26 protein-coding genes are annotated in these 24611 nt (G+C 30.3%); 3 read left to right on the forward strand and 23 right to left on the reverse strand.

The annotated features are described in order from the left end of the window. Positions 1-119 precede the first annotated feature (119 nt). The gene (locus tag B3W71_RS01810; protein WP_346887223.1) at positions 120-482 is read left to right on the forward strand and encodes a YraN family protein; all 363 of its coding nucleotides are present in this window, start codon (positions 120-122) and stop codon (positions 480-482) included. A gap of 67 nt (positions 483-549) precedes the next feature. On the opposite strand, the gene B3W71_RS01815 is transcribed toward B3W71_RS01810, so the two are convergent. The 19 genes from B3W71_RS01815 to pta form a co-directional block, all read right to left on the reverse strand. Then, a complete protein-coding gene (locus B3W71_RS01815) occupies positions 550-1335 on the reverse strand; it encodes a ribonuclease HII (protein WP_346887357.1) in 786 nt (261 codons plus the stop codon). Positions 1336-1363: 28 nt separating this feature from the next. After that, the gene (gene ylqF / locus B3W71_RS01820; protein ID WP_346887224.1) at positions 1364-2227 is read right to left on the reverse strand and encodes a ribosome biogenesis GTPase YlqF; all 864 of its coding nucleotides are present in this window, start codon (positions 2225-2227) and stop codon (positions 1364-1366) included. A 114-nt stretch (positions 2228-2341) separates the two neighbouring features. After that, positions 2342-2686 (reverse strand): 50S ribosomal protein L19, encoded by a 345-nt coding sequence (gene rplS / locus B3W71_RS01825; protein ID WP_346887225.1) that lies wholly within the window; start codon positions 2684-2686, stop codon positions 2342-2344. A gap of 112 nt (positions 2687-2798) precedes the next feature. After that, positions 2799-3524: a tRNA (guanosine(37)-N1)-methyltransferase TrmD gene (gene trmD / locus B3W71_RS01830; protein ID WP_346887226.1), complete on the reverse strand. Its 726-nt coding sequence runs from the start codon at positions 3522-3524 to the stop codon at positions 2799-2801. Next, entirely contained in the window at positions 3524-4021 is a 498-nt protein-coding gene (rimM, locus tag B3W71_RS01835) for a ribosome maturation factor RimM (RefSeq protein WP_346887227.1), read from the reverse strand. Before rimM ends, trmD begins: the two co-directional genes overlap by 1 nt. A gap of 375 nt (positions 4022-4396) precedes the next feature. Further along, positions 4397-4624, reverse strand: a complete 228-nt coding sequence (locus B3W71_RS01840; protein WP_343824114.1) for a KH domain-containing protein — start codon at positions 4622-4624, stop codon at positions 4397-4399. Positions 4625-4653: 29 nt separating this feature from the next. Beyond that, positions 4654-4896 carry a 30S ribosomal protein S16 gene (gene rpsP / locus B3W71_RS01845; RefSeq protein WP_035132758.1) on the reverse strand — a complete coding sequence of 81 codons (243 nt, stop codon included), beginning with the start codon at positions 4894-4896 and terminating at the stop codon, positions 4654-4656. Between the two features lie 40 nt (positions 4897-4936). Continuing rightward, a complete protein-coding gene (gene ffh / locus B3W71_RS01850) occupies positions 4937-6298 on the reverse strand; it encodes a signal recognition particle protein (protein WP_346887228.1) in 1362 nt (453 codons plus the stop codon). A gap of 11 nt (positions 6299-6309) precedes the next feature. Continuing rightward, positions 6310-6657, reverse strand: coding sequence for a putative DNA-binding protein (locus B3W71_RS01855; protein WP_346887229.1), 348 nt, complete (start codon positions 6655-6657; stop codon positions 6310-6312). 70 nt (positions 6658-6727) lie between these two features. Then, positions 6728-7639, reverse strand: a complete 912-nt coding sequence (gene ftsY, locus B3W71_RS01860; RefSeq protein ID WP_346887230.1) for a signal recognition particle-docking protein FtsY — start codon at positions 7637-7639, stop codon at positions 6728-6730. An 11-nt stretch (positions 7640-7650) separates the two neighbouring features. Further along, a complete protein-coding gene (gene smc / locus B3W71_RS01865) occupies positions 7651-11208 on the reverse strand; it encodes a chromosome segregation protein SMC (RefSeq protein ID WP_346887231.1) in 3558 nt (1185 codons plus the stop codon). Positions 11209-11471: 263 nt separating this feature from the next. Next, positions 11472-12554, reverse strand: a complete 1083-nt coding sequence (locus B3W71_RS01870; protein ID WP_346887232.1) for an elongator complex protein 3 — start codon at positions 12552-12554, stop codon at positions 11472-11474. Then, positions 12547-13245: a ribonuclease III gene (gene rnc / locus B3W71_RS01875; protein ID WP_346887233.1), complete on the reverse strand. Its 699-nt coding sequence runs from the start codon at positions 13243-13245 to the stop codon at positions 12547-12549. Before rnc ends, B3W71_RS01870 begins: the two co-directional genes overlap by 8 nt. Before the next feature lie 143 nt (positions 13246-13388). Beyond that, on the reverse strand, positions 13389-13619 hold the full coding sequence (gene acpP, locus B3W71_RS01880; RefSeq protein WP_346887234.1) for an acyl carrier protein: 231 nt from the start codon (positions 13617-13619) through the stop codon (positions 13389-13391). Between the two features lie 144 nt (positions 13620-13763). Further along, on the reverse strand, positions 13764-14750 hold the full coding sequence (plsX, locus tag B3W71_RS01885) for a phosphate acyltransferase PlsX (RefSeq protein ID WP_346887235.1): 987 nt from the start codon (positions 14748-14750) through the stop codon (positions 13764-13766). 101 nt (positions 14751-14851) lie between these two features. Next, a complete protein-coding gene (gene rpmF / locus B3W71_RS01890) occupies positions 14852-15034 on the reverse strand; it encodes a 50S ribosomal protein L32 (RefSeq protein WP_035132741.1) in 183 nt (60 codons plus the stop codon). A 2-nt stretch (positions 15035-15036) separates the two neighbouring features. Next, positions 15037-15558: a DUF177 domain-containing protein gene (locus B3W71_RS01895; RefSeq protein WP_346887236.1), complete on the reverse strand. Its 522-nt coding sequence runs from the start codon at positions 15556-15558 to the stop codon at positions 15037-15039. Between the two features lie 222 nt (positions 15559-15780). Beyond that, positions 15781-16977 carry an acetate kinase gene (locus B3W71_RS01900; protein ID WP_346887237.1) on the reverse strand — a complete coding sequence of 399 codons (1197 nt, stop codon included), beginning with the start codon at positions 16975-16977 and terminating at the stop codon, positions 15781-15783. 94 nt (positions 16978-17071) lie between these two features. Beyond that, a complete protein-coding gene (gene pta, locus B3W71_RS01905; RefSeq protein WP_346887238.1) occupies positions 17072-18073 on the reverse strand; it encodes a phosphate acetyltransferase in 1002 nt (333 codons plus the stop codon). A 177-nt stretch (positions 18074-18250) separates the two neighbouring features. On the opposite strand from pta, the gene B3W71_RS01910 reads away from it, so the two are divergent. Both B3W71_RS01910 and ylbJ read left to right on the forward strand, forming a co-directional pair. After that, on the forward strand, positions 18251-19471 hold the full coding sequence (locus B3W71_RS01910; protein ID WP_346887239.1) for a nucleotidyltransferase: 1221 nt from the start codon (positions 18251-18253) through the stop codon (positions 19469-19471). A 278-nt stretch (positions 19472-19749) separates the two neighbouring features. Then, positions 19750-20928: a sporulation integral membrane protein YlbJ gene (gene ylbJ, locus B3W71_RS01915; RefSeq protein ID WP_346887240.1), complete on the forward strand. Its 1179-nt coding sequence runs from the start codon at positions 19750-19752 to the stop codon at positions 20926-20928. Here ylbJ and B3W71_RS01920 read toward each other — a convergent pair. The 4 genes from B3W71_RS01920 to recG are packed head-to-tail and all read right to left on the reverse strand — an operon-like array spanning position 20925 to position 24583. Continuing rightward, positions 20925-21479 (reverse strand): hypothetical protein, encoded by a 555-nt coding sequence (locus tag B3W71_RS01920; protein WP_346887241.1) that lies wholly within the window; start codon positions 21477-21479, stop codon positions 20925-20927. The genes ylbJ and B3W71_RS01920 overlap by 4 nt on opposite strands. Next, a complete protein-coding gene (coaD, locus tag B3W71_RS01925) occupies positions 21479-21973 on the reverse strand; it encodes a pantetheine-phosphate adenylyltransferase (protein ID WP_346887242.1) in 495 nt (164 codons plus the stop codon). Before coaD ends, B3W71_RS01920 begins: the two co-directional genes overlap by 1 nt. Positions 21974-21976: 3 nt before the next feature. Further along, positions 21977-22531 carry a 16S rRNA (guanine(966)-N(2))-methyltransferase RsmD gene (rsmD, locus tag B3W71_RS01930; protein ID WP_346887243.1) on the reverse strand — a complete coding sequence of 185 codons (555 nt, stop codon included), beginning with the start codon at positions 22529-22531 and terminating at the stop codon, positions 21977-21979. An 18-nt stretch (positions 22532-22549) separates the two neighbouring features. Continuing rightward, positions 22550-24583, reverse strand: a complete 2034-nt coding sequence (recG, locus tag B3W71_RS01935) for an ATP-dependent DNA helicase RecG (protein WP_346887244.1) — start codon at positions 24581-24583, stop codon at positions 22550-22552. Positions 24584-24611: the final 28 nt, after the last annotated feature.

Here is a 24611-nt window from a genome sequence, read left to right on the forward strand (position 1 = left end):
ATCGTTATCCAGGGACGTAGCCGCTCTTTACTCCCACTTTGAAACAGATGGGAGTATTAGAGCTGGTAGTCATCGGATAAATAAGTTAATTAAAATGAAGTTTGAGGTTATAATTTAAAATGAAGATTTTAAATAAAGCTATAGGAAACTATGGAGAAAATTTAGCTAAAGAATATATAAAAGAAAAAGGATATATAATATTAGAAGAAAATTTTTTATGTAAATTAGGAGAAATTGATATAATTGCTAAAGATAATAATTATATTTGTTTTATAGAAGTAAAGACTCGTTATAGTAAAAGGTATGGTATGCCCTTAGAAAGTATCAATAAAGCTAAGCAGAAAAAATTATATAAAACTGCTCAGTACTATATATGTTTAAAAAATATACATAAATCTTATTTTAGATTTGATGCCATCGATGTAACTATTTTCTCTACTCCAGAAAAACCTAGTATTACTCTTATTAAAAATGCTTTTTAAATAAAAATACTTCAATGAAAAAAGTGATATAATCTCTTTTTCATTGAAGTATTTTTCATTTTATTAATTATTTGTTAAGTATATTTTTCAGAAAACTTTCTCTATGAATAGGGCAGCTACCATAATCAATTATTGCATTTATATGTTCCTTGGTGCCATATCCAACATTTTTATCTAAATTATATTCTGTATATTTTTTACTATATTCTTCCATGATATTATCTCTATATACTTTGGCTATTATTGATGCACATGCAATAGCAGCACTTTTAGTGTCACCTTTAATTACAGCTTCATTTCTAAGATGAAACTCTCTTATAGTATATCCGTCTGATAAAACTATATCTGGTGTCACCTTTAGACCATCCACCGCCATTTTGAAGATTTCATTGTTACAAAAGCCTATACCTTCTTTATCTATTTCTTTATTTGTTTTCAATGATATAGAATAGCTTACTGCTTCTCTTTTTATTATGTCACTTAACTCTTCTCTTACTTCTTTTGTCAGCTTCTTAGAATCGTTTATACGTAAAATTAAATCCTTTGAGTTATTATCGAGAATTACTGCTGCTGCTACTATAGGCCCTGCTAAAGGACCTCTTCCTACCTCATCTACACCAGCTACAAGGTTATATCCATAGCTCCTATCAAAATCGTATAATCTCTTTACTCTGTCATATTCATTTTTATGATGTTCTACATGCTTTTTTACGGTTTCTCCTAAAGCCCTAACATTTTTTCTATGATCTTTACTTAATACTTGATATATAAGTTCATAGTCAGCTTCATGACCACTTACATCCTTTAATGATATAAATCCTCTCACAGAAGATTTTATGTCATTAAATCTCATAGTTTTAATTTCTTCTAAAAAATTTGTACTACTCATACTTATTTTCTATATCAGGTACCTCTAGTGAAATAGGACCCAACTTACCCCCTCTAAATTCATCTAATAGCATTACAGCTACTCTATTATAATCTATGTTGCCGCCTGAAATCATAGCACCTCTTTTTTTACCTATGTTATCCATATTCGTAAGAGGATTTTCATCTAATTCTTTAAGCTTATATCTATCCATAAGTCTTGCTCCATGGGTATTTTGAAGTCTGTCTATAAGCTTTAATGCTAGCTCTTCTACATCCATTATTTCATCCTTTATAGCACCAGTAAATGCTAAATTAAGCCCCACTGTATCATCTTCAAATTTAGGCCATAAAACTCCTGGAGTATCCATAAGTTCTATTCCCATCTTTGTTTTTATCCATTGTTTACTTTTAGTAACACCGGGTCTATCTCCCGTTTTAGCAGCACTGTTTTTTGCCATCCTATTTATAAAGGTAGATTTTCCTACGTTAGGTATTCCTACAACCATTACTCTGGTAATGATATTTACGACACCTTTACTTTTCAACCTGTCATGCTTTTCCTTTAAAAGCTCATCTAGAGTGGGTTTTATCTTGTTAAGTCCTACACCTGTAAGACAGTTAACAGATAATACTCTAGTTTTTTCATTAGATAATTTCTTTACCCACTTCTTTGTTACATACTCTTCACTAAGATCACTTTTATTGAATAGTATTATCCTAGGCTTCTCACTACAGATATCTTCAATGTCTGGATTAGAACTTGAGTAGGCTATCCTTGCATCACGAATTTCTATTATTGCATCTACTAATTTTAGATTTTCTTTTATTTCTCTTCTGGTCTTTGCCATATGTCCAGGAAACCAGTTTATACTCATTTTATCTCACTCCTAATATATTATTAGCTATGTTAACTATTTTAGTATTAACATTTTTTATAATAAATACTTCTTTATGTGTAATAAAAAAAGGGACTATCTAGTCCCAATTTCCTACATTCTCTCTTTTACTTTAGCAGCTTTACCTACTCTATCTCTTAAGTAGAATAATTTAGCTCTTCTTACTTTTCCTTTTCTTACTACCTCAATTTTTTCTATAACAGGCGTATTGATTGGGAAAGTTTTTTCAACTCCAACTCCTGATGCAAATCTTCTTACTGTAAAAGTTTCTCTAGCTCCACCATTTTGTCTTTTAAGAACGGTACCTTCAAATATTTGAACTCTTTCTTTGTTACCTTCTTTGATTCTGATGTGAACTTTAACTGTATCTCCTACATTAAACTCAGGTAAGTCAGTTCTTAATTGTTCTGCTTCTATAGCTCTTATTATATCTAACATTGTGCATTCCCTCCTAAATTTTATTATGACGTTCTTACTCACAATATGTGACAGAGGACCGCCCGTACTAGCACAATCCTCATTTTATCACATAATATTTCAATGTGCAATATTATTTATCCTTTTTATGATAGTTCTCCAATAGCTTTTTATCTTCTTTAGTAAGTTCTATATTTTTATATAAGTCCCTTCTTCTTTCCTTTGTAATCAGTAATGATTTAAGTCTTCGCCACTTTCTTATATTTTCGTGATGACCAGATATTAATACCTCTGGAACTTCATCACCTTCAAAGGAAAAAGGTCTTGTATATTGAGGATATTCTAATAATCCTTCATAGAAGGATTCCTCTTCATAACTCTCATCACAGGATAAAACTCCTGGTATCATTCTAGCAATACTATCAACTACAGGTATGCAAGCCATTTCTCCTCCAGTTAAAACAAAATCCCCTAGAGAAATTTCCATATCTATATATTTATATACTCTCTCATCTATACCTTCGTAATGACCACATAAAAATATTAACTCATCCTCTTTAGCAAGTTCTTTACATAACTCCTGGTTTAAAGTTTTACCTCTAGGACCTAAAAATATAACTTTTCCTTTATTTTTTTCTTTTAGATGCTTTATAGAGTTTACAATAGGCTCTGGAGTCATTACCATGCCTGCTCCCCCACCATAAGGATAATCATCAACCTTTTTATGCTTATTTGTAGAGAAATCTCTTATATTAGTTGCTTTTATAGATAATATGCCTTTTTCCATAGCATTTCCTATTATACTATGATTAAATACATGAAACATCTCTGGAAACAAAGTTAAAATATCTATTTTCATTATTCAGACCATACCTTAACTGGTTTTATTATAATTTTATTATTTTCTATGTCAACTTCTTCTACAATAGTCTTTAGTACAGGAATTAATACATCTTCTTTTCCTTCTGATTTAACCCAGTATACATCATTACTTCCTGTTGCAATAACATCATATACTTTTCCTAGTTCTTCTCCATCTGTATCATAAACATAACAATCCATTAGATCGGCAACATAATAGCTACCCTCTGGTAATTTTATAGCATCTTCTCTTTTAACTTGAAGATATTTATTTCTATATAAATCAGCTTCCTCTATAGAATCGATTCCTTCTATTTTCAATATAGCTCTATCTTTTTGAAGTTTAACAGATGTAATATTTACTTCCTTGTCATCTATGTATGCCCTGTCTAGCTCTCTAAATCTTTCTAAACTATCTGTCAGAGAAAACACCTTAACTTCTCCTCTTACTCCATGGGGCTTAGTTATCTGCCCAACACTCATTAATTCCCTCATTTCATATCTCCTTACTATTTAATTACTTAATATTATTAGCACAAGAAATTTTTATAAACCTTTATATAGGTAAAGTTTTTGGTTTCTGACTGATTTTTATTCCATATGAAGTCTATTACAAATTTCCTATACTTAATACTTTTATAGATCATTATTTTAGAAAAATCTCCTGTGATACCTTGTTAAATTTATATATAACTTTATATACCCTATTGCAAAGAATATATTTAATATTAACCTTTATTTGTATTCTAGTAAAGTCTACACAAAGATTTAATCTACATATATAAAAACCATCGATTAATTATTATAATAATTCTTTATGATTATTGTCAACTCTAAAACATAAAAATAAGAGCTAGGCATTCCTAACTCTTATATTATCTCTACAACAACTCTTTTATTTTCTTTAATCGCTGCTGCTTTAACAACAGTTCTAATAGACTTAGCTATTCTTCCCTGTTTTCCAATTACTTTACCCATATCTTCTTCAGCAACCTTTAATTCTAAAATTATAGAATGCTCTCCAGTAATTTCATTTACTTTTACAGAATCAGGGTTATCAACTAATGACTTCGCAATAATTGTAAGTAATTCTTTCATGGATTGCGCCTCCAATCAATTAAACTTTTCTATTTTATTCCTGCATTGTTGAAAAGTCTTTTAACTGTATCTGTTGGTTGAGCTCCATTTTTTACCCATTTAACTGCTTTCTCTTCATCGATTTTAACAGTTACAGGTTCTGTAGTTGGATTGTAGTATCCAATCTCTTCAACGAATCTTCCATCTCTTGGAGATCTTGAATCAGCAACAACTATTCTGTAGAAAGGAGCTTTTTTAGCACCCATTCTTCTTAATCTTATTTTAACTGCCATTGTATTTTCACCTCCTTCAAAGGGTTATGTTTATTTAAACTTAGAAAGGTAATTTTCCAAACAAGCCTTTTTTACCAAATTTACCAGCTTTGCCTCCAATACCTTTCATTTGTTTCATCGCTTTTTTCATCATCTCAAAATCTTTTAAAAGCTTATTTACTGCTTGAATTGTAGAACCTGAACCTTCTGCAATCCTCTTCTTTCTAGATGGTGAAGAAGATACTATACTTGGATTTCTTCTTTCCTTTGCAGTCATGGAATGTATTATTGCTTCCATCTTACCCATGTTTTTTTCACTTTGTGAAAAATCTACTCCCTTTAATTCTTTCGCATTGAAGCCTGGAATCATTTCAATGATTTTTCCCATAGGTCCTAAATTCTTCATTTGGTTCATAGTTTCTAAAAAATCTTCAAGATTGAATTCTTGATTCATCATTCTGTTACCGAGTTCTGTAGCTTTCTTCTCATCAATAGCTGATTGAGCCTTCTCAATTAAAGAAAGTACATCTCCCATACCAAGTATTCTTGATGCCATTCTCTCGGGGTGGAAGATTTCTAAATCTGTCATCTTCTCTCCCATACCTACATATTTTATAGGTTTTTCAGTGATTGCTTTAATTGATAAAGCAGCACCACCTCTAGTATCACCATCTAGCTTGGTAATGATAACACCTGTAATATCTAGTGTATTATTAAAGGTTTCCGCTACATTTACTGCATCTTGACCTGTCATAGCATCTACAACTAATAAAATTTCTGATGGGTTTATTGAAGCTTTTATATCTTCAAGCTCTCCCATAAGAGTTTCATCTATGTGAAGTCTTCCTGCTGTATCCACAATAACTACATTAGATCCAATGCTTTTCGCATGTTCTATAGAAGCTTTCGCAATATCTACTGGGCTATTTTTATCTCCCATAGTGAATACAGGTACATCTATTGATTTTCCTACAACTTGTAATTGTTTTATAGCTGCTGGTCTATAGACGTCACAAGCTACTAATAATGGCTTTTTATTGCTTTTTCTAAGATTTAGAGCAAGCTTTCCAGCCATAGTAGTCTTACCTGCACCTTGAAGACCAACTAACATTATCATAGTTATGCCATTGTTAACAAATTCTATTTTCTTTTCAGTGGTTCCCATTAAATCAGTTAATTCTTCATTAACTATCTTAACTACTTGCTGACCTGGCGTTAAACTTTCCATAACCTGGTCACCAAGACATTTTTCACTGACAGACTTTACAAAGTTTTTAACAACTTTATAATTTACATCGGCTTCTAAAAGAGCAAGTTTTACTTCTCTCATAGCCTCTTTTATATCTTTCTCTGAAAGCTTACCTTTACCCTTTAGCTTTTTTATGGTCTCTTGTAATTTGGAAGATAGTCCTTCAAAAGCCATATGAAAACCTCCTATACATTCTCTTCTATATCTTTAATTATATGGTCTATTTCTACTTTTACATTTTCTTCAGAAGTAGTACCTTGTAATTTCTTTAACTTGTTAATAATTTCAGTTTTAGAATTTTCTATAGTTAAGGTTTTTTTCATTAAGTGAAGTTTACTTTCATACTCTTCTAAAAGATTTCCACATCTTTTAATTAAGTCATGAATTGCTTGCCTACTAGTGTTATTAACTTCCGCTATTTCTGACAAAGATAAATCATTATTATAATATAAATCCATAATATCTCTTTGTTTATCAGTAAGTAATAAGTTATAAAAATCTAGTAAAATTGATATTTCAACTCTTTTTTCCATATAATCACCCAACTCACAAAACTTATATTAACAAATTAATTTTATGCTGTCAAGTATTTTTACTTAACAGTTAAAATAAAGCTTCTACAAAATCTCTAGAATTAAATTCTTGTAGGTCATCTATTCCTTCCCCTACTCCTATATACCTAACGGGAATATTTAAAGTGTGTTTTATAGAAATAACTATGCCTCCTTTAGCTGTACCATCTAACTTTGTTAGAATTATACCATCTATAGGACATACCTCCATAAACTGCTTTGCCTGAATAACTGCGTTTTGTCCAGTGGTAGCATCTAAAACTAATAAAGTTTCTTTTTTAGCTTCTCCATATTCTCTATCAATAACTCTATTAATCTTTCCAAGTTCATCCATAAGATTTTTCTTATTATGAAGTCTACCTGCTGTATCACAAAGTAATACATCAACTTTTCTAGCCTTAGCAGCTTGCACAGCATCGTATATAACTGCTGCTGGGTCTGAACCTTCTTGATGTTTTACTAAATCTACATTTGCTCTATTACTCCATACTTCTAGTTGATCTATAGCTGCAGCTCTAAAGGTATCTGCTGCCGCTAATAAGACTTTATAATTATTATTTTTAATTCTAGCAGCCATTTTTCCTATTGATGTAGTTTTTCCTACTCCATTAACACCAATAATTAATCTTACTTCTGGTGTTGTTTCTGGTACTATTGAAGTTTCATAGTCTCCTAGCATATCCATTATTATAAATTTCATAGCTGGAAGTATCTCCTCAGTATCACTAATTCTTTCAGCTATAACCTTTTTCTTAAGCCTTTCAATAATCTCTACTGAGGTTTCCACCCCTATATCACTAGTTATTAATACTTCTTCTAATTCTTCATATAAATCATCATCTATAGTGACTGCAAGCTTTAATACCTGAGTTACTGCATCATTTATAGTATTTCTAGTTTTAGTAAGTCCTTCTTTTAACTTTTCAAAAAATCCTCCAAACATATTAAGCCTCCTTATTCCTTATTAAATTCCATGGATATCACCTTAGATACACCCTTTTCTTCCATAGTAACTCCATAAATCATATCACTGATTTCCATAGTTCCTTTTCTATGGGTTATTACTACAAACTGTATATTTTCAGAGAATTTCTTTAAGAATGCTCCATATCTAAGTACATTGGCATCGTCTAGTGCCGCTTCAATCTCATCTAGTATACAAAATGGAGTTGGCTTCATCTTTAAAATAGCAAATAGTAGTGCAATAGCCGATAAAACCTTCTCTCCTCCTGAAAGTAGATTTATGTTTTGTAGTTTCTTTCCTGGGGGCTCTACATCTATTTCAATCTTACAAGTAAGTTCATCATCTCCTTGAAGACTTAAATCAGCACTTCCACCCTTAAATAACTCCTTAAAAGTCTCATTAAAATAAATTCTAAGCTGTCTAAAATTCTCCATGAATACAGTTCTCATTTTTTCAGTCATTTCGCCTATGAGCTCAATTATTTCTTCCTTAGATTTAACCAAATCTTCTCTTTGAGTACTCATAAAAGTGTATTTTTTATTTAATTCTTTAAATTCTTCTATAGCTCCTAGATTAACTACTCCAAGTTCACTTATCTTCTTTTTTAATTCTGCAACTTGATTTTTTAGCACACCTATATCATAGCCCTCTATTTTAAAAGTTAATCCTTCTGCAAATGTAAGATTATACTCTTCATTAAGCTTCTTTAAAAGAGTCTCATTTTCCGATTCAATTTTAGCTAAAGAAATTTGAGTTTTATGAATTTCCTTTTCTAATTTATCTAATTGTAAATCAATATCTTCAATTTTTGAAGTTATAATCGGAATTTTTCCTTTTATTTTTAACTTTTCTACTTCAGTTTCTTCAAAGAACTGTTCTAGTTCTTTAAGTAACTTAATAATATCCTTAGCACTTTCAACACTTTTGGATATAGTTATGCTGTACTCTTCCTTAGCTAAATTAGATGCCTCTATATCTCTTAAACTATTTTCAATTAACCTTTTTTCAATATCTATTCCTTGATTCATTCTATCTAGTTCTTGGATATTGCTACTTATAACTTCTAAAAGCTTTGCTTTATTTATTTTTATAGATGTTAATTCATCTTTAATTCCATCTATATACAAGTTTTTATCCTTAGCTTTATTATTATGCTCATCATATTGTCTTTCTAAGTCTATTACTTTCTCTTTAAACTGTTCTAACTCTTTCTCTGAAAAAGTTAATTTAGCTTTTAAGGCTTTAATTTTTTCTTCCTCCTTAGCTAAATTAACACTGGCCCTTTGAAGTTCTCTTTTATTTCTAAATTCTTCTTCTGTAACTCTAGAGATTTCACCCTTAATCTTTGTAATATTAATATTCTCGTAATGTATCTCATCCTTTAGGTTAAGACCTATATCATCTAACTCTTTAATCTTAGCATTAACTGCTGTTATTTCTTCATTCTCATTAGAAATTATTTTATGACTTTCTTTTACTTGCTCAGTTAATTCTTCAATTTCTCTCTTTCTACCTATAACATTAGCATTCTTAGAATAACTACCTCCTGTTAATGATCCCCCTGGATTAAATACTTCTCCATCTAAAGTAACAATCCTATATTTATATCCGCTAATTTTAGATATATACAGTCCATTGTCCATAGTGTCACATACAAGAGTTTTTCCTAAAACTTGATCGATAACTCCCTTAAATCTGCCTTCAAACTCTATCAGTTCACTAGCCACACCTATATACCCCTTAGCATCCATCACAGCTCTATCTACTACTAAATTCTTACCTTTAACTATATTTATAGGCATAAAAGTAGCTCTTCCTATTTTGCTACTTTTTAAATAAGTAATAAGGTTTTTAGCTATAACTTCATTCCTAGTAACAATATTAGATATACTTGATCCCATAGCAATTTCTATTGCTCTTTCAAACCGTTCTGAAACGTTTATTATATCTCCAAGCACATAGCAATCTTCATTTGCTTTATACTCCTTACTATTCTCTATATGTTGCATAATAAGTTTTACTGATCTATTATATCCTTCATAGGAATTTTCTAGAGTTATTAGAGCATTTAATCTAGCTTCTTTATTTCCTTGCTCTCTTACTATTTCTTTTAAATTTTTCTCCAAAACTTCTAAATTATGCTTACACTTAGATAAATTCTTTCTATTTTCTTTAACTTCCTCTTCATATTTAGCAATACTAATTCTAATTCTATTCTCCTCTTCTACTAAATTATCCTTAGTCTTGTTGTTTATTAATATTGAATTTTTAAATGTTTGAATATCTAGTATTAGATTTTCTATACTTTCATTAATAATTTGAATATTATTTTTTAAAATATCTATTTCACTGGTTTTAGAATTTATATTATTGTAATACTCAAATTTTACTTCCTCTAATTCTTTTAACTTGTTATTATCACTTACTACACTATTTAAAATATTAGTAAGCTCTATTTCTTTTGCTGATATTTTATTATTTATATCTGTTTCTTCTTCTTTTAAAAGAGCAATGCTCTTTCTTTGGTTTTCTATCTTTAGCTGTGATTCCTTAATATACTGATTCTTTTGTAGTATCTCTTTATTTAATCTATTTATAGTTTCTTCTAAGTTTAGTATCTTTTCTTCAAAAAGTTTAACTTCTCCAAGTACCCCTTGATGCTGACTTTGACTTTCATAATAAATTTTCTTCTTTTCCTCTAAAATATTATTTAAAGCCTCTAACTCTTCATTTTTCTTTTCGTGTACTGCTTTTAATTCATGCTTTTCTTTTTGCAATCTATCTATATTTATAGTTATTTCACTTATGATATTGCTATATTTATCTATATTAATCTTAGTCTTTTCTAAGAAATCTACGATTATATTAACTTCATTTACCTTTATCTCTTCAGATGCCTCCAGAAATATTTTAGCCTTTTCGCAATCCTCTTCTAAAGATGGAAGTCTTTCTTCATATGTAGAAATAATATCATTTATTCTAATAAGATTTTGCTCTGTATTATCAAGCTTTTTCTCTGCTTCTTCTTTTCTTGTTTTATATTTTACTATACCAGCAGCCTCTTCTAATAGCTTTCTTCTATCCTCTGACTTTGCACTTAAGATTGCATCAATCTTCCCCTGTCCTATTAATGAATATCCTTCCTTGCCTATACCTGTATCCATAAATAAAGCTTGTACGTCTTTTAATCTACATACAGTATTATTTATTAAATACTCGCTTTCTCCTGACCTATACAATCTTCTTGCTACTGTTACCTGTGAATAAGCTATGTCTAAATCAGAATCACTGTTGTCTAAAGTGAGAGAAACTTGAGCAAGACCCACAGGTTTTCTATACTGAGTACCTGCAAAGATTACGTCTTCCATCTTGTCTCCCCTAAGGTTTCTAATACTTTGCTCTCCTAGAACCCATCTCACAGCATCCGAGATATTACTTTTTCCACTTCCATTTGGACCTACAACTACAGTTACTCCTTGCCCGAATGTGAGTTCTGTCTTATCTGCAAAGGACTTAAATCCTCTTATTTCAATAGATTTTAAGAACATCTATTCACTCTCCTAAGCTCCAAAAATAATAGGTAAAATAAGTGATACAACCATAGCTAGACATATGCCAGCAGTTATGATTTTAATATACTTTTCTCTTTTTTTCTTAGTCATTCTCATAAAATCCACTCCCAACTTTAATTTAATAATTGTTATGTCTTAAAGAATGTACCCTCTTTGCTATACTAGGATACTCTAAAATATATATTTATTTCAGCTAAACTTCACTTGGAAATCAGCCTTTCTTTAAAGCTAAATTTCACTTAATATTTAAGTTCTAAATATTCCTTCTGATTAATTATATCTAACTTTCTATGATTATAAAACCCTATGGAAGATTTTTCTATGCTACTTTCTTGAATCACAGCTATTTCTCTACGCTCTAACTTTTTTATAAGTTCCTTAAAATATTGCTTTCTATTGGCATAAAGTTTGGATACATCTTTAGGATTTATATATATTTTATACTCCTCTACTTCTCTGTCTTTATAATAATCATAAATCATATCACAATATACAGAGCTCTCCACAAGCTCTCTAAATGCAGGATGAAAAGGTCCATCTACTACATCTCCATCTGCACTAATCTCCTCTGTAGGTTGAAGTCCTATACGGATAACCTTGATATCCTTTCCTTCCATCATTCCATAGACTATTTTGCTTATATCTACTGCCTCTTCTAAAGTATATGGCTTATATCTACCTTCTATTAAGAGTTTTTCCATAGGTGTTTCCTTGATAACTAAGGATGGATATATTCTACAGATATCGGGTTCCATAGAAATACTTTTTCTCGTAGTTTCAATATCTTTCTCTCTCGTATCTCCTGGAAGTCCTAACATTATTTGATGTCCTAAGGTGAACCCATACTCTTTTATTAGCTCAGATGCATTTTCTACATCTTCTACACTATGCCCTCTTCCTGATTTATGTAAAACTTCTTCATCTAAGGATTGAACTCCTAATTCTATAATGTCTACATCAAAACTTTTAAGATGATCTAAAATTTTATTGTCTATATAATCGGGTCTAGTAGATAATCTAATAAATTTAATCTTTCCTAATTTTTTATAGCTTTGTGCTACTGATAGCAATTCTCTCTGAATGCACATATTGATTCCTGTAAAGGTTCCTCCAAAAAATGACACCTCAATTATAGCATCACTACTATCTATAGTTTCTAAATATTCATCTATGGTCCTTTTTACATAATGCCCATCTATATTTCCTGTACTTCCAGCAATCCCTGCATCTCCTGTGATACTATCTTGATTGCAAAATACACAAGTATGTGGACATCCTATATGAGGAACAAATATAGGTATTATATAATGATTTTTACTCACTAATGTCACCTCTCTTAATTAGCACTTCCCTAGCTGCCATTTGTTCTGCTTCCTTCTTACTATATCCCGAACCATTCCCCTTAGCATCTCCATTGATTAAAACCTCCACAAAGAACTCTCTTCTATGAGGTGGTCCTTCAAATTTAATAAGATTATAGTAAATATCTACATCACCATTCTTTTGTAATATCTCTTGTAGCTTTGTTTTATAGTCTAAAATTATTTCATTCTTAACAGCTTTATCAATAATTAAATTAAAGTTCTTAAGAACAAACTCACTAGTTGCATTAAGTCCATTATCTAAATACACAGCGGCAATAATGGCTTCAACAGCATCGGCTAAAATCGATACTCTTGTTCTTCCACCAGTTAACTCTTCACCCTTACTCATATATATGTATTTTCCTAGCTCCCAAGTCTTGGCTATTTCAAACAAAGAATTTTCACACACAATTAATGCTCTCACCTTAGTGAGGTATCCTTCAGTTTCATTGGTATGATTAGCAAATAAATACTCAGATATGATTAATTCTAATACTGTATCTCCTAGGAATTCTAATCGTTCATTAAAAGCTGTATTTCTCTCATTGGCATAGGAGCTATGAGTTATAGCTGTTTGTAATAAAGTTAAATCTTTAAATTCAATTCCTAATTTATCTTTTAATTCCAATGTGTTCTTTAATATTTTCATTCTTTTACCTCTTTCATAAAGGTTTATTCTTCAATTTATCTAAATAATTTAGCTCTTTCACTTTATTAATTTTATTTTTAAGTAAATAAATTCAAGAATAAATCTAAAAATAAGGTTCCGCATTTCTACGGAACCTGCTGATATTATTCCTCTACTCGTGATTTAATGTAGTCAACTACATCTCCCACAGTAGTTATTTTTTCTGCATCTTCATCAGGGATTTCCATGTCAAACTCCTCTTCAAGGGCCATAATTAGCTCAACTAAATCTAGTGAATCTGCTCCTAAATCATCAACAAATCCAGAGTCCATAGTTATATCATCTTCATCTATACTTAGTTGCTCCGCGATTTTTGCTCTTATTTTTTCAAACATTTTATTTACCTCCTAAAAATTCAATATAATATCACTATTTAATATAATAGCATATTGCATAATAATCAACTATTTATTTATAAATACTATATTATAATATACTAAATCTGCAAAATTTTATTCACTTATTTTCAAAGTTCCATTTTATTCCTTAAAAGCATTCTTAACTTTATCTAGTACTTTTGTATCATAGTAGGTTTTTGAAAGTTTAATTGCATTTTTTAAAGCTTTAGCATCAGAACTTCCATGAGCTTTTATACAAATACCATCAACCCCTAAAAAAGCAGCTCCACCATACTCCTTATAGTCATAGTGCTTCTTAAATTTCTTAAATACAGGCTTTAATAATAATCCACCTATTTTAGTTGTGGTAGAACTCATTATTTCTGTTTTAAGTTCCCTCAATATGGTTTCTGCAACTCCCTCATACATTTTTAGTACAGTATTACCTACAAAACCATCACATACAAGAACATTTACTTCTCCTTTAGGAATTTCTCTTGGCTCTACATTTCCTATGAAATTAATATTCTCTTGCTTTAAAAGCTGGTAAGCTTCTTTTGTTAATTCATTTCCTTTTTCTTCCTCTGATCCTATATTTACAAGACCTACAGTAGGATCCTTAACGCCTAATACATTTTCAAAGTATACCTTACCCATTTGAGCAAATTGAATTAAATAATGAGGCTTACAATCTGCATTAGCCCCTACATCAATTATCATGAACGGCCCATTTTGACCCGGCATAACTGGCGCTAATGCCGGTCTGCTTATCCCTTTAATTCTCTTTACAATAAGAGTACATCCCGCTAAGAAAGCTCCTGTGCTTCCAGCGGATACAATAGCATCTGCTTCCTTATTTTTAACTAATTCTAAGGCTTTAACTAGGGATGAGTCTTTTTTAGTTTTTAGTGCTTTTACTGGAGCTTCATTGGTTGAAATAACTTCTGTAGTATTTACAATGGTTATTCTCTTTTTATTATATTCATATTTTTCTAATTCTCTTTTTATAAGGTCCTCCTGTCCCGTTATTATTATATCTATATTATATTCCTTTTGTGCAAGGACGCAACCTTCTACTATAGCTTTAGGTGAATTATCTCCACCCATTCCATCAACTACAACCTTCATACTAATTCCTTCCATCATTTAAAATATTTAAATACATTATATATTTTTTTTATTAAAATTTCTACATAAAAAAATAAAAAGAAAGTCTATTGACTTTCTTTTTATTCCTCAGTTGAAACAACTTCTCTATTTTTGTAGTAACCACAGTTCTTACAAACTCTGTGAGCAAGCTTCATTTCGTGGCATTGAGGACACTCTACTATTCCTGGTAAACCAAGTTTAAAAGTTTGAGCTCTTCTTGAATCTCTTCTTGCTTTTGAAAATTTTCTAGCTGGATTTCCCATTATTACACCTCCTTATGGTTAGAAAACATTTGTGATAGCTTTTCAAGTCTAGGGTCTACATAAAAATCAGTACAAGAACATTGTCCTAGATTTAAATCTTTCCCACAAGTCTGGCATAAGCCTTTACAATCCTCTTTACATAACCTTTTAACAGGTAATTCAAGGATAATACTGTTTTCAATAATTTCATAAATATCTATATTCTCAGTATTGGTTGAGATAATCTCACAATCATCAGTGTTTGATATTTCTTCCTCTATATGTATCTTAATTTTATAAGGAAAAGCTTTAGTACATCTAGAGCAATTTAATAATACTTCAGTATTTACATCGCAAATAAGTTCCATAACTTCCTTTTTACGACGTAAAAACCCATCAAACTTAATAGGTTTGGAGTATTCTACCATTTCACTACCATCGAAAAATTTATCTTTTTCAATCTCGATATTTATATTCTTTCTTTCATGGTTCTTATCACTTAAATCTTTAATGTTTATAATCATAACAACACTCTGAAAAAACATAAGATACCTGTTTTTTCTCATATAACTAAGACTAGTTATATATAATGCAAAATGCATAGCTTGAGTAAAGCTCCAACTTCCCTCCTTAAGTTAAATAAATATATAATTCAAACACAAGTTATTATATAAATTCTGCCGATAAAAGTCAAGGCAATTTGCACATGTATATTTTTTCCTTAAGTTTAAAATTTGAACTCTTTACTCAAGAATACAATAAATTAATTATTTTGAAGTAAGTTCTTTAGTATCTCTTGCTATTACTAATTCTTCATTTGTAGGAATAACAAATACTTTTACTTTAGCTCCATCTTTACTTACTTCTGTAGATTTTCCTCTTACATTATTCTTAGCATCGTCTATTTCAATTCCTAAGAATTCTAATCCTCTGCAGATATCTGCTCTAGTTTCTATAGCGTTTTCTCCAAGACCTGCCGTAAATACAATTGCATCCACTCCGCCCATACCCGCAGCATAAGCACCAATCATTTCTCTCACTCTATAGTTATATACATCTAAAGCAAGAGCTGCTCTTTCATTTCCTTTTTTAGCAGAATCTTCTATATCTCTAAAGTCACTGCTTACTCCTGATAGTCCAAGAACTCCTGATTGTTTGTTCATTAGATTATCAACTTCTTTAGCTGTCATCTTTCCTTCATTCATTAAGAATGTAACTATAGCTGGGTCTATGTTTCCGCATCTAGTTCCCATAGCTATTCCTTCAAGTGGAGTGAATCCCATACTTGTATCTACACAATGACCATCTTTTATAGCAGCTAAGCTAGCTCCATTTCCAAGGTGACAAGTTATAATTTTAACATCTTTTATGTCTTTACCCATTAATTTAGCACATTCTGATGATACATATTTATGTGATGTTCCGTGGAAACCATATTTTCTTATGCCATATTTAGTATATAAATCATATGGTAGTGGATACATATAAGCAGTTTTTGGCATTGTTTGATGGAATGCTGTATCAAATACTGCCACCATTGGAGTATTTGGCATTAAGCTCTTACAAGCATTAATTCCAATTATGTTTGCTGGGTTGTGAAGTGGTGCAAGTTTTACACACTCTTCTAGGCTTTCCATAACCGCATCGTCTATTACTACAGACTCTGAATACTTTTCTCCACCGTGAACAACTCTGTGTCCTACTGATGATATTTCATCCATTGAAGCTATAACTCCGTGATTAGTATCAACTAATGCATCTAAAACTAATTTTATTGCATCTTTGTGATCTGCCATTGGTTGCTGTACTATATATTTATCTTTTCCTGGAACCTTTTGAGTTAAGATTGAACCCTCAATTCCTATTCTTTCAACTAACCCTTGTGCTAAGCTCTCTTCTGTCTCCATGTTTATTAATTGATACTTTAATGAAGAACTTCCGCAGTTTATTACTAATACTTTCATTCTTATTTCCTCCTACATGTATGTAATATATTAATATATCATTATATTAGATTACATTATATTTTTAATTAAATCAACATTATGCTTTTGGTATTTATTTGCTATTTTGTGCTTGTACTGCTGTAATTGCTACAACATTTACTATATCATCTACACTGCATCCTCTTGAAAGGTCATTTATTGGTTTTGCAAATCCTTGGCATACTGGTCCTATAGCTTCAGCTCCTGCAAATCTTTGAACTAATTTATATCCAATATTTCCAGCTTGTAAATCTGGGAATATTAAAACATTAGCATTTCCAGCTACTGTGCTATTTGGTGCTTTAAGACTTGCTACTTTACCAACTATAGCAGCATCTAATTGTAATTCTCCATCTATTACAAGGTCAGGTCTAGCTTCTTTTGCTATTCTTGTAGCTTCAACAACTTTATCTACATTTTCATGCTTAGCACTTCCCATAGTTGAGAATGATAACATTGCAACTTTTGGATCTATTCCACATAAAACCTTTGCATTCTCTGCTGTACTTATAGCTATTGATGCAAGTTCTTCTGATGTTGGATTTGGATTAACTGCACAATCTCCAAATAATAAAGTACCATTATCTCCATATGGTGAGTTTGGAACTTCCATAACAAAGAAGCTTGAAACTACCTTTATTCCTGGAGCTGTTTTTATGATTTGAAGTCCTGGACGTAATAAGTCACCTGTGCTATGTACTGCTCCTGAAACTAATCCATCGGCATCTTCTAGTTTAACCATCATTGTTCCATAATAAACTGGATCTTTAACTGTTTGCAGTGCCTTTTCTTCTGTAACGCCTTTATTCTTCCTAAGTTCATAAAATGCTTTCGCATATTCCGCTGTTTTAGGTGATACTTCTGGGTCTACAATTTCAATTCCATCAATATTTACTCCAAAACTCTTAGCATTTTCCCTAACTTTAGCCTCATTACCTACTAATATAATTCTAGCTATTTTATTTTTATGGATAATTTCTGAAGCTTTTAAATTTCTTTCCTCTTCACCTTCTGGAAGTACTATTGTCTTCATTTCTTGTTGTGATAATTTCCATACTTTTTGTGTAAAACTCATTTTCTCTTACCCCTTTCAGTAAAAATATTCTAAATATCCTTTATTAATATACCCCTTTTCACACATATTTTTCAACCTTTATATTGAATTTTTTTTATTTAACTCAATAATATGACTATGATAATTAACTTTTTTTTGGTATAATCTATGGTTATATAAGTATAGGAGGTAGTTTAAATGAAAGTATCGGGTATTATTGTAGAATATAATCCTCTTCACAATGGACACCTTTTTCATATAAATAAAACTAAAGAATTGACTAATAGTGATTTAATTATTGCGGTTATGAGTGGGAACTTTAATCAAAGGGGTATTCCTTCTATAATAGATAAGTGGGAAAAAACTAAGATGGCTCTAAATAATGGGGTAGATATTGTTTTAGAGTTACCAGCAGTATATAGCCTCTCTTCTGCAGAGTTTTTTTCTTATGGTTCTGTAAGTCTTCTAAATAGTCTAGGTATAGTTGATTCAATTTGTTTTGGCAGTGAAGTAGGCGATATAGAATTTCTTAAGGATGTGTCTAATCTACTAGTAGATGAACCACCTTTGTTTAAGTCTCTACTTAAAGAGAAATTAGATAATGGGTTCACTTTCCCCAAAGCCCGCTCTGCAGCATTAATTCATTATTTAAAAAATAAAAAACACTATAGTGAAGAAGAATTAATTGCTCATTTAAATTCTTCTAATAATATTTTAGGCATAGAGTATGTTAAAAGTTTAAAAAGGCTTAATAGTAATATTCTACCCTATACCATAAAAAGAGAAGGTGGTGCTTACAATAGCACTAGTTTAAACAATATTTTTTCAAGCGCGACTTCTATCAGAAAAGTTTTAAAATCAAATGCTTCAATGGAAGGGCTTATATCTCATGTTCCACCTAACGTTTATTCAGATATGGTAGAACTTAAAAATAAGAATTATAATTTCCCATTTGATTTTATGATGTATCCATATATAAAGTATAAAGCGATGAGTAGCAAAAAAAATTATTTTGAATTAATTCCTGACGCTTCTGAAGGCCTTCATAATAAAATATTAAAATCTTTGGAAGAGGCTAAAGATTATGAACAATGTATTGATATGATAAAAAGTAAAAGATACACCTACACTAGAATTAGTAGAATATTATGCCAGTATTTTTTAGGCTTTTATGAGTATAATACCTTAGAAATGCGTAAAGAATCTTGTCCATATGCCCGTATCTTAGGCTTTACTAGGAATGGAGCTAGTGCTTTAAAATCAATGAAAAATAACTCTGCTATTCCACTATATTCAAAGCTCCCAAAGGATATAAATCAAACCTTAAAGTTAGATTTACAATGCACTCGTAGCTATAGCATCCTAAACCCATATATTAGTGCTAATGAAGATTATTTACAAAGTCCAATCATACTATAAATAAATTCATTGCTTCTGGTAAAACCCTTACTTTCTCTGAATACTATTGATGAATTTTTTACTTCTTTCTCACTATAAGCTCTTATTTAGATATATAATTTTCATCGTTTTTCAATTTTATACGATGAAATCTTAAGATAATAGTCATAACAAAATAACATCTTTAAGATTAGTATTTCATATTAATTTTAAAGATTTTATTTTTCCTAACTTTTATTATCATATCTTTCAAAAATAAAAAATATATTTAAATATATCACTTTATAAGGATTGTTTTAATGAAAGTATTATTATTTATTGTACTAGCACTTATTGCATTTTTAATATATTTATTATTGAGAAAATCGTCAAAAAACTTATTATTTACAACTATATTTTCTATTTTAATTATTTATATTATACTAAATCCTAAAAGTTGTATCTCTTTCACTATAAGTGGAGCTAAATTATTTTTTTATTCAGTGTTTCCATCACTATTTCCATTTCTAGTTATTGTCAACTTAATCTTTGCTTTTGGTGGTATAGAGATTTATTCTAAAATTTTAGGTAAAATTCTATGTACTCCTTTAAGACTACCTAAGGAATGTAGTGTAGTTATTTTAGCTAGTTTATTTTGTGGATATCCTCTTGGCTCTAGATATGCTTGTGAACTTTATGAAAGAAAGGTTATTAATAAAGTCATTTTAGAAAGGCTTTTGAATATAGCAACCAATGGAAGTCCTTTATTTATTATAGGTACCGTTGGTACTGCAATGCTCAACAGTACCTTTTTAGGGTACATTCTTCTTATTTCTAATGCTCTATCTTGTATTATTATTGGCTTAATATTACCTACTAAAAAAACTGTTAACTATAGCTTAAGCGGTAATTCATCCGTAGCTGCTACACAAATAAAAGAAAATCCCAACTTTGGAGTGGCTCTAAAAAATGCTCTTGAGGACGCTACTAAAACTTGTTTATCCATAGGTAGCTTTGTAGTTATTTTTTCCGTAATTATAAGCATAATAAAAAGCAGTGGAATATATCACACTGCTATTAATACTTTATGTAGTACTGGTATCATCGACCATAGTATTCTTGATGGATTGTTTCTTGGATTTATAGAAATAACTAACGGTTGTAGTATTGTAGCTACAAGCAATCTAAGCTTAAATGTTAAAATTCTTATATGTAGCTTCTTAATAGGTTTTAGTGGTTTATCTATAACTTTCCAAGTGTACTCCTTTGTCTATAAATACAAAGTATCAATGAAAAAATATTTATCTTTAAAAGTTGTTCAAGGAATAATCTGTACCCTAATAACCTTATTATTCTTAAAGCTTCCCTTTTCTCTAATAGAACAAGAGACTTTTTTTATGAATAATAGTATGTTATCATCTAAAACAGGATTTTTAGCCATACTCATATTTATCTTTCTTCTTCCTGTTATATTAAAAAAGGTGCGAGATTGCTTTTAATCATCATTTCCTAAATCCTTAATATTTTCTCTAACTTTAGATGTAGTGGAAGAAATCTCTTTGTATAATCTTATAAGCATTTCTTCCATTTCATTTTGTATAGTTTTTAAAGATTCTTCTCCTATAACATCTATATCTTTCTGTAAATTACTCAGAGTGCTATCTGCATAATTCATAACACCAAATTTTAAGTCCTTAGCTTGCTTATTGGCATCTGCCTTAATTTTTTTGGCTTCTTCATTAGCATTTTCTAATATCTCATCAGCTTCTTTTCTCGCTGCTAATAACACATTGCAGTTTTCATATTCTTGTTGTGCTATTTTTCTACCTTCTTCAATAATACTCTCAGCTTCTATTCTTGCTTCTTCCAAAATTGATTCTTTACGTTTCATTAGATTTTTAGATTCTTCGAACTCATCTGGTAGAAGTCTTCTCATTTCATTTAGAGTTTTTAAAACTTCTTTTTTATTAATAGACACCTTACCAACTAAATTTTTTGGTGACATATCAATAGTTTGTTGTAGATAATCTATTAGTTCTAATATCTTCACTATAATTCCCCCTCAAAACTTTTGGCTCTTTCTCTAACTTCATCTTCTAATTCTTTTGGAATTAACCCCTCTAAGTTTCCTTTAAACAAAGCTACTTGTTTTATTGCTGAGGAGCTAAGATAAGAGTACTTAGAATTTGTCATCATAAACATAGTCTCTTTTGTTTTATCAAGTTTTTTATTCATTAATGCCATTTGAAACTCATAATCAAAATCAGACATAGATCTAAGCCCCTTAACCATGACATCACTATCCTCTTTCTCCATAAAATCAACTAAAAGCCCTGTAAAACTTTTTACTTTTACATTTGGTAATGATTTAACTACTCTTTCAATTTGATCTATTCTTTCCTCAATGCTAAACCAGCCACTTTTATTAGGATTAAGTAATACGGCAACTGTAACTTCATCAAATACATAAGAACATCTTTTTATAATATCTAAATGACCATTTGTTATAGGGTCGAAACTTCCTGGATAAACTGCTTTAATCATTTTTTACTCCTTAAATTCATAGAAACATACAGTTGTATTTCCATATTTTCTTTGGTCTATTAAAATAATATTTTCATAACCTTGACAAATCTCTTCACCTGAATCTATTTTTGTTACAATTAAACCATCTCTTTGTAGTAAATTATATTTTTTTATAAGCTCTAGTGCTGGTGGAATCATATCCTTTGCATAAGGTGGATCTATAAATATTAAATCGAAAATCTTACCTTTTATTCCAAATTCCTCTAGATATTTATAAGAATTTCCTTTATACGATGTACAAAAATCTTCGAACTTTAAATTTATAATATTCTGTTTTAAATAGTTATAGGTTACATCTCCCATATCTATTAGATGGCACTCTTTAGCTCCTCTACTAGCAGCTTCTAATCCTAAGCTTCCTGTACCTGCAAATTGGTCTAAAACTATGCTGCCTCTTACTCTGTTTTGTATTATACTGAAAATTGATTCTTTGATTCTATCAAGGGTAGGCCTAGTACCAATACCCTCTGGTGATAGCAGCTTTCTTCCTTTAGCTTTTCCTGCAATTACTCTCATCTTTTATCTCCTTTGATTTTAGTTAAAACAGATATACTTAGTGCTTCTCTCTAAGTTAATCATTATTTCTTTAAGTATTTTTTTATTTTCTTCCTCTTCATTATTTAAAAATTTCTTAGCCTCATCATTTGCTATTTTAAATAGAGAGAAATCCTCTCCTAAATCACTAAGAATTAATCCATTTTCACCTGATTGTCTAAGCCCAAACATCTCTCCACTACCTCTTAGTTTTAGGTCTTGCTCTGCTATATAAAATCCATCATTACTATTTTTCATTATATTCATTCTCTTTTTAGTTGTTTCACTTTTTATATTAGCTACAAGAACACAATAAGATTTATGAGCCCCCCTTCCAACTCTTCCTCTTAACTGATGCAACTGAGATAATCCAAATCTTTCTGCATTCTCTATAATCATAACCGTTGCATTTGGTACATTTACACCTACTTCAATAACCGTAGTAGATATCAACACCTTTATATTTCCTTCTTTAAATTCACTCATAATTAAGTTTTTGTCTTTATTACTCATTTTACCATGAAGAATTGCGATTTCCACACTTTTAAAGTAAGTTTTTTTAAGTTCTTCATATAAAGCTGTTACGGAACTCAGTTTCATATCTTCATTTTCTTCAACCAAGGGACAAACTACATAAACCTGTCGACCTTTTTTTATTTCTTCTAAAGCAAAATTATAGACTCTTCCCTTTTCTTGAGTAGATAAGTAATAGGTATCTATAGGTTTTCTTCCTGGCGGCAGAGTATCAATTATAGATACCTCTAAGTCTCCATAAAGATATAAGCATAAAGTTCTTGGAATAGGTGTAGCACTCATTACAAGTACATCAATATCTTCCCGCTTGTTTCCAAGCCTAGTTCTTTGTGTAACTCCAAAGCGATGTTGTTCATCAGTTATTATAAGTCCTAGATTTTTAAACTGTACATTATCCTCTATTAGAGCATGGGTGCCTATTATTAAATCTATTTCACCTTTTAATAATCTCTCTTTTATAAGTACTTTATTTTTTTCTGTAGTACTTCCAGTCAATAATTCTATGTTAACATTAAAATCTTTAAACAATTTTTCAGCCTCATAATAGTGCTGTTTTGCTAATATTTCTGTAGGTGCCATCATAGCCCCTTGATATCCATTCATAATAGCATTAAAAAGCGCGATAAGGGCAACTATAGTCTTCCCACTCCCTACATCCCCTTGTACTAATCTATTCATAGATGTGGACCTTCTTTGATCTCTCAATATTTCTCTAACCGTTCTAGTTTGTGCATCTGTTAATTGAAAAGGTAATCTTTCCTTTAACGTGGTAAGTTCCTTTGACACATTAAGGGAAATACCCTTTGAATTACTATTTCTATTCTTTAATGCCATTAACTTTAAAGAATAGGTAAATAGCTCCTGGAACTTTAACCTTTTTCTTGCCTCTTCCAATAATTTTAAACTTTTAGGATTATGTATATTTCTTATAGCATCATCTAAAGACATAAAATCATATCTATCTAAAATTGACTTTGGAAGATTTTCTTGTATCTTAACTAAATTTAAACCCTCTGTAACTATTTTATTTAAAAAGGTATTAGAAATATCATCTTTTAAAGGATATCTAGCCATAATATCTGTACTCTCTGTAGTAGTATTTCTCATTATGGTTCCATTCTTTACTGTAAAATCTCTTCCCTGCTTATCTATAACACCACTTATAACATATCTACTACCAACTCTAAAACTATTTTTCACATATGGTTGATTAAACCATATACCCTTGATTAATTTTTCCTTATGAACAAATCTAATAGTTGTAAGAATTTTACCTGTTTTAGTTCTTATATCTGGTAGAATTCTATCTACTCCAACCTCTAATATTACCTTCCCCTTAGAATCTACTTCGTCTAAATCCTCAACAATAAAAATACTTTCATAATCCCTTGGAAAGTATAACAATAAATCTAGAATACTATATATTCCGCACTTACTCAATTTTTCAGCCATTTTAGGTCCTACACCCTTAATAGCTGTAACACTACTGTAAATATTCATTTTATCAACTCCATATATGGCTAACATA

The sequence above is a fragment of the Clostridium sp. UBA1056 genome, assembly GCA_002316385.1.
GTDB lineage: Bacteria > Bacillota > Clostridia > Clostridiales > Clostridiaceae > Clostridium_J.

Bases quoted from the DNA above. Each gene is read 5' to 3' on its own strand.
- rpmF (WP_035132741.1), bottom strand. From the start codon at position 15,034: ATGGGAAATCCAGCTAGAAAATTTTCAAAAGCAAGAAGAGATTCAAGA.
- acpP (WP_346887234.1), bottom strand. From the start codon at position 13,619: ATGTTTGAAAAAATAAGAGCAAAAATCGCGGAGCAACTAAGTATAGAT.
- smc (WP_346887231.1), bottom strand. From the start codon at position 11,208: ATGTTCTTAAAATCTATTGAAATAAGAGGATTTAAGTCCTTTGCAGAT.
- B3W71_RS01855 (WP_346887229.1), bottom strand. From the start codon at position 6,657: ATGGAAAAAAGAGTTGAAATATCAATTTTACTAGATTTTTATAACTTA.
- B3W71_RS01815 (WP_346887357.1), bottom strand. From the start codon at position 1,335: ATGAGATTTAATGACATAAAATCTTCTGTGAGAGGATTTATATCATTA.
- ylqF (WP_346887224.1), bottom strand. From the start codon at position 2,227: ATGAGTATAAACTGGTTTCCTGGACATATGGCAAAGACCAGAAGAGAA.
- pta (WP_346887238.1), bottom strand. From the start codon at position 18,073: ATGAGTTTTACACAAAAAGTATGGAAATTATCACAACAAGAAATGAAG.
- ylbJ (WP_346887240.1), top strand. From the start codon at position 19,750: ATGAAAGTATTATTATTTATTGTACTAGCACTTATTGCATTTTTAATA.
- ffh (WP_346887228.1), bottom strand. From the start codon at position 6,298: ATGGCTTTTGAAGGACTATCTTCCAAATTACAAGAGACCATAAAAAAG.
- coaD (WP_346887242.1), bottom strand. From the start codon at position 21,973: ATGATTAAAGCAGTTTATCCAGGAAGTTTCGACCCTATAACAAATGGT.
- recG (WP_346887244.1), bottom strand. From the start codon at position 24,583: ATGAATATTTACAGTAGTGTTACAGCTATTAAGGGTGTAGGACCTAAA.
- B3W71_RS01910 (WP_346887239.1), top strand. From the start codon at position 18,251: ATGAAAGTATCGGGTATTATTGTAGAATATAATCCTCTTCACAATGGA.
- rplS (WP_346887225.1), bottom strand. From the start codon at position 2,686: ATGTTAGATATAATAAGAGCTATAGAAGCAGAACAATTAAGAACTGAC.
- ftsY (WP_346887230.1), bottom strand. From the start codon at position 7,639: ATGTTTGGAGGATTTTTTGAAAAGTTAAAAGAAGGACTTACTAAAACT.
- B3W71_RS01895 (WP_346887236.1), bottom strand. From the start codon at position 15,558: ATGTTTTTTCAGAGTGTTGTTATGATTATAAACATTAAAGATTTAAGT.
- B3W71_RS01810 (WP_346887223.1), top strand. From the start codon at position 120: ATGAAGATTTTAAATAAAGCTATAGGAAACTATGGAGAAAATTTAGCT.
- B3W71_RS01840 (WP_343824114.1), bottom strand. From the start codon at position 4,624: ATGAAAGAATTACTTACAATTATTGCGAAGTCATTAGTTGATAACCCT.
- B3W71_RS01900 (WP_346887237.1), bottom strand. From the start codon at position 16,977: ATGAAAGTATTAGTAATAAACTGCGGAAGTTCTTCATTAAAGTATCAA.
- rimM (WP_346887227.1), bottom strand. From the start codon at position 4,021: ATGAGGGAATTAATGAGTGTTGGGCAGATAACTAAGCCCCATGGAGTA.
- rsmD (WP_346887243.1), bottom strand. From the start codon at position 22,531: ATGAGAGTAATTGCAGGAAAAGCTAAAGGAAGAAAGCTGCTATCACCA.
- rpsP (WP_035132758.1), bottom strand. From the start codon at position 4,896: ATGGCAGTTAAAATAAGATTAAGAAGAATGGGTGCTAAAAAAGCTCCT.
- rnc (WP_346887233.1), bottom strand. From the start codon at position 13,245: ATGAAAATATTAAAGAACACATTGGAATTAAAAGATAAATTAGGAATT.
- trmD (WP_346887226.1), bottom strand. From the start codon at position 3,524: ATGAAAATAGATATTTTAACTTTGTTTCCAGAGATGTTTCATGTATTT.
- plsX (WP_346887235.1), bottom strand. From the start codon at position 14,750: ATGAAGGTTGTAGTTGATGGAATGGGTGGAGATAATTCACCTAAAGCT.